At 54.8% G+C, this 4,423-nt stretch carries 8 protein-coding genes and 1 pseudogene; 1 reads left to right on the top strand and 8 read right to left on the bottom strand.

Going from position 1 to position 4,423, the window contains the following annotated elements; translation table 11 throughout:
* Together pilM and pilL2 are read right to left on the bottom strand one after the other, a co-directional pair.
* The coding region (gene pilM, locus BZK42_RS27490; RefSeq protein ID WP_282958098.1) for a type IV pilus biogenesis protein PilM at positions 1-288 on the bottom strand (288 nt) is incomplete at its 3' end.
* 37 nt (positions 289-325) lie between these two features.
* Positions 326-1,645 carry a PFGI-1 class ICE element type IV pilus protein PilL2 gene (pilL2, locus tag BZK42_RS27485; RefSeq protein ID WP_080861465.1) on the bottom strand — a complete coding sequence of 440 codons (1,320 nt, stop codon included), beginning with the start codon at positions 1,643-1,645 and terminating at the stop codon, positions 326-328.
* Positions 1,646-1,660: 15 nt separating this feature from the next.
* Here pilL2 and BZK42_RS28825 point away from each other — a divergent pair, with 15 nt between their 5' ends.
* Positions 1,661-1,807 (top strand): hypothetical protein, encoded by a 147-nt coding sequence (locus BZK42_RS28825; RefSeq protein ID WP_158083406.1) that lies wholly within the window; start codon positions 1,661-1,663, stop codon positions 1,805-1,807.
* 2 nt (positions 1,808-1,809) lie between these two features.
* Here the strand turns inward: BZK42_RS28825 and BZK42_RS27480 are convergent.
* From BZK42_RS27480 to ssb, 6 genes and pseudogenes are all read right to left on the bottom strand, one after another.
* Positions 1,810-2,160, bottom strand: a pseudogene (locus BZK42_RS27480) (Rpn family recombination-promoting nuclease/putative transposase); the annotation flags it as partial.
* A 164-nt stretch (positions 2,161-2,324) separates the two neighbouring features.
* Positions 2,325-2,606: a helix-turn-helix domain-containing protein gene (locus BZK42_RS27475; protein ID WP_080861459.1), complete on the bottom strand. Its 282-nt coding sequence runs from the start codon at positions 2,604-2,606 to the stop codon at positions 2,325-2,327.
* Positions 2,587-2,916: a type II toxin-antitoxin system RelE/ParE family toxin gene (locus BZK42_RS27470; protein ID WP_080861456.1), complete on the bottom strand. Its 330-nt coding sequence runs from the start codon at positions 2,914-2,916 to the stop codon at positions 2,587-2,589. Before BZK42_RS27470 ends, BZK42_RS27475 begins: the two co-directional genes overlap by 20 nt.
* 132 nt (positions 2,917-3,048) lie before the next feature.
* A complete protein-coding gene (locus tag BZK42_RS27465) occupies positions 3,049-3,348 on the bottom strand; it encodes an Rpn family recombination-promoting nuclease/putative transposase (protein ID WP_080861454.1) in 300 nt (99 codons plus the stop codon).
* 154 nt (positions 3,349-3,502) lie between these two features.
* Positions 3,503-3,934, bottom strand: a complete 432-nt coding sequence (locus BZK42_RS27460; protein ID WP_080861452.1) for a DUF29 domain-containing protein — start codon at positions 3,932-3,934, stop codon at positions 3,503-3,505.
* A 109-nt stretch (positions 3,935-4,043) separates the two neighbouring features.
* A partial coding sequence (gene ssb, locus BZK42_RS27455) for a single-stranded DNA-binding protein (RefSeq protein ID WP_080861448.1) occupies positions 4,044-4,423 on the bottom strand: 380 nt, incomplete at its 5' end.

Genomic DNA, 4,423 nt, shown 5'->3' with positions numbered 1-4,423 from the left:
GCCGTCCGACAGCGTGCGCAGCGAACTCACCAGCCCCGGCGTGTCTGCCCGCCACACCCACAGGCGGTCGCTGACAATACGGTGGTGAATACGACCATCAGGGGGACTCACCAGCGCCAGCGCGGACAGCGGCACGTCCCCGTCACGCAGCGGATGGTCATGGCGCCAGTCGTTGATGGCCGCCGCCAGCCCCAGCATCTGCTGCGCCGGCACTCTGACCGTGGCCGTCTGTGTCCGCGCCTGTGTCTGCATTCTCTGGCTTTCCACCACGTGCCCGGTGATGAGCATGAACACCAGTCCCAGCGCCACAATCATCATTCCCATATCAGCGGTCCGCCGGACGCCCTGTCACCGACACCAAGCACTGCGCCCGGTGAGCTTCGGCATAGAGGCGTTTTTCAGCCGGGCGGTACAGGTCAAACACCTGATCCAGCGCCGATTCAAAACTGCCGCGGAATGTCAGCGGTGCCTCAATGCGGTAATCCACCGGGGTCTGCCAGATAACCACCCAGTTCCCGCCGTTCGGGCAGTCGGCCTTCTCCGCCCACGCGGTCAGGGACTCCTTCAGCGTGGTACCGGCGGCGGCTTTCCACTCCGCGCCCGACGGCAGGGCCGTGACCGGGGTACCGGTCAGCTTCGGGGCCGGAGCAGGCGCAGATGATGCCGGAGCGGAAGAGGGGGTTAATGACGAGGTTGCGGATGCCGTCGGAGAAGCCGGGTGAGAGGATGAGGCTACAGCCGCGGTCACGGTGGTTTTCCCGGCAGGGTCCCTGCCGCTGAACGGATTACGCCCGGTCAGGGCAGTCCCGGAGACAGCAGAAGCCGCCCCGGACGGGGATTTTGCTGTCGGTGCTGATACTGTATTTTTTGCTTTTACCTGAGACGGCGAAACCACACCACCTGTGGACGTCGCTGCCGGCGTTGTGCCCGCAGCAGAAACAGAAGGCGAAGCCGTCGTGTTTTTTACCGTAACCCCCTGCCCCGGGGAAGAAGTTGTCAGTACCGGTACTGCCGGCAGGGGAAGCGTCTCACTCTGACCCGGCCGGGTGCCGACAGAAGACGTCCCCGCCGCAGAAGCCGGTACGGCAGACGCCACCGCAGGTGTGGTTGTAACCGGAGAACTCCCCGGACGCGTCTTTGCCTGCGCCAGATAAGCCTCCCGCAGCACAAAGCAGACCTCGCGGTTCACTTCATCCACGGTCATACGCCAGGCCGGCCCCGCCACCACCTGCAGCGCCTCACTCAGGCGCACGGGTCCCAGACGGCGCTGGACTGCCGGTAACGGGCGGTTCAGCAGCTCCGCAAAATCCGCGCCATAACGGCCGCACAGGGAATAGCCGGACTGGAACAGCAGGTAACGAAACCCGTCCCCCACGCTGCTGACCAGCGACACCGGCATGGTGATATCAATCAGCTGGTTCAGGGGCTCGCGCTGGGCATCGGCACTTTTCACGCTGACCAGCGTGTAGCGCCCTTCGCGGGTCACCTCCGGTGAGCGCTGCCAGATATCCGCCGGCGCGGCCAGTTTCAGGCTGTGGCTGAATGCCGCGTCACGGGCAGACGACGCTACCGGCGACTGCGCACAGCCGGCCAGAACCAGCAGCAGTCCGGAGCAGAAAAAGGGGTATGTGTTTAGCGTAAACATGGTAAATCCCGACAGATGGCCATCATTGCGGGCATCCTGCGGGGATTTGCGTTAACGCTCAATAAAGAACTGTTTTTTCAGATTTACAAAAAAAAAGCCCGCATTGCTGCAGGCGTTCAGGCGTACATGAAGTTTTACTCCGACGGGCATGATAACCCGTAATGTTAATGGCGGGGCTGTTCCAGCTCCTCGCGGCTCAGTCCCATGGTCTTCATCACCACTTCCGGGCTGACGCCATCGTCAATCAGCGCCATCCGACGGTGCGTTTTGATATCATCGTCATCCAGCACGCTGACGTCAATCAGCGGCCACGGTTTACTGAGTACCCGTCTGGCAAGTTCCGACTGTTCAAAGCAGTCCAGCCAGTCCATACTGTACGGGTAAGGCCGAACGTCACCATGGTAAAAGAGCCGCGGCACCACCACCGGCAGTGTTTTGTACCCCTTTTTCAGGTGATCATCCATCGCCCTGATGGTGTATTTCATCATACGCCAGGCCATCATCTCATCTTCGGTACTCTGATGCTCTTATGCAAAGAAAATGATTATGTGAAGTTCATAGATAGAAATTTAGTTTCTTCGCCACATCGGTTGTTTTATTAATTCGCATAATATTATGACCCTGAAACATTGACAGGACTGATCTGCGTCAAAAGACCAGTCCCAAAAGGGTTGGTCTGTCAGTACAGGGTTATAACGGGGTTTTTTATGCCGCAGGCGTGAGCGTAACGAGTTAATGTATCGATGCTGGCTTTGGTAATGTTATTTTCCAGGCGGGAAATAACCGGCGGCTTTACCCCCATGCGCTCAGCAACCTGAGCCTTCGTCAGGTTGTCATGCTTGCGCCATTCTGCAAGTAGCTCTCTAAGCCTCTCCTTGCGTTCTTCTTCCTGCCATGCTGCACGATATTCATCGTCCTGTATCCATTCATTATGCAGTTCTTTATGGCTTACTAATTTCATTGAGTACCTCCGCTAACCGACTTTTGGCGAGATCGATTTCTTTCGCTGGCGTTTTCTGTGACTTTTTTATGAAAACCCGAAGCATGATGATGGTATTGCCTTTATGGTATACCCAGATGCCTCTGGCTATATCCGTACCCATCGTGCGGATCTCAAAAAGTCCATCGCCAAGGGGCTTCGTATCCGGCTCCCGCAACAACCGGGCATCATGCTCCAGTTTGCCAATGAGACGGTCAAACTTAACCCGAATTTTAATAGGTAATGCAGTAGCTTCTTCCCTGGCATTTGGGTGATAAACAACGCTAAACATACGGCCTCCCTCCTGAATAAATATTAACTCATAGGCTAATTAATCACAAGATAAGATTAACCTACAGGCTAATTAACTTTACGATTTCAATCTGGTTACAGCCTGTCAGTATTAGCGTTTGATTTTTGCACTTCACATAATCATTTTCTTTGCATAAGACCATTTATGCGGTGCACCGCATAAATGTTCCACGACACAGTAGAGCAGGCAGTGCGCGTCCTGCGCCATTTTTACCGAATACAGAATGTCAGAGTGCAGCTCCTTTAACTCTTCATCGACATAACTTCCCGGCTCCAGCCTCAGCGTATCCAGGTGAACCAGCGAACGGATGTCTTCAGGCAGGTGCGCCTCAAGGAAATCCCTTGCCGTCACAGGCTCCCGCAGAAACAGCTTGAACAGCGGGTCATGCCCGCGTTTACTGTTACTGGTCATTATTCCCCCGCATGTTAAAAAGTGTTTCACTCCACTGACAATGCCCGGGGAGTGAATTCAACAGATAACTGTCTGTGATTTGTAAAAAAACGCCAACATCGATGTCGGCGTTTTCAGGTTATTACACTCGCTACAATACAGAGATTCTTCTGCATTACTGCGGCCAGAAACTGGCGTCAACCGCCTGTTCAAACGTCCACGGACAAGTTTCCGGGAAAACAGAACGACGGATATTCGTTTCACGTTCCGCTGCAATCACAGCATCGCCATAAGCATCTTTGATGATTTCAGTCAGACGGGACTTCAGACTTGGATTTTCCTGAAGTATCCTGAGAGCCTTGCGGCGTTGCTCTTCTATTGTCAGTTGCCAGCTACGACCCTGGCGTTCTGACTGGTACTGCCATTTTAGCAGATGCATAAAGAGCACCTGGAGACGGGATTCCAGCTCCCTGCGTTCACTTCGCCCCATCGCCTCAATCTCCTCAAGCAGGTTTTTCAAATCCAGGTCTTCCGTCCGACCGGCACGGATCAAATCTGCCTGCTCCTGGGTCCAGCCGTAAAAATCAGTATCATAACGTTCTGTCATGGTTTAGCTCCCCTTATGAATATCGGCCTGCCGGAGCAGGCCAGACATTCACAGATAACCTCCCTGAATACAATCGCCATATAACACATTGATTTATATGGGAACTCACTCAAAAAGGTATGTCATCGTCAAAATCCATCGGCGGCTCATTCGCCGGATGCTGTTTTGGCGGCGTTCCACTGTAGCTTCGGCCTGCTGGTTGCTGGGGTTGCCCCTGGCTTCCCTGCTGCTGACCATTACTACCGTTGCCACGACTGCCCAGCATCTGCATGGAGCCCTGCAAGGACACCACCACCTCTGTAGTATAACGTTCCTGACCACTCTGGTCAGTCCATTTCCGGGTGCGCAGTTCGCCCTCAATATACACCTGGGAGCCTTTACGCAGATACTCACCGGCAATTTCTGCCAGTTTGCCGTAAATCACCACACGGTGCCATTCGGTGCGTTCTTTCTGCTCACCTGTCTGTTTGTCTTTCCAGGTATCTGACG

Origin of the sequence: Citrobacter braakii, from assembly GCF_002075345.1 — a bacterium.
In the GTDB taxonomy this organism is placed as follows: domain Bacteria; phylum Pseudomonadota; class Gammaproteobacteria; order Enterobacterales; family Enterobacteriaceae; genus Citrobacter; species Citrobacter braakii.
Note: the sequence above shows the minus strand (reverse complement) of the source record. Positions and strands in the feature narration are given on the sequence as shown.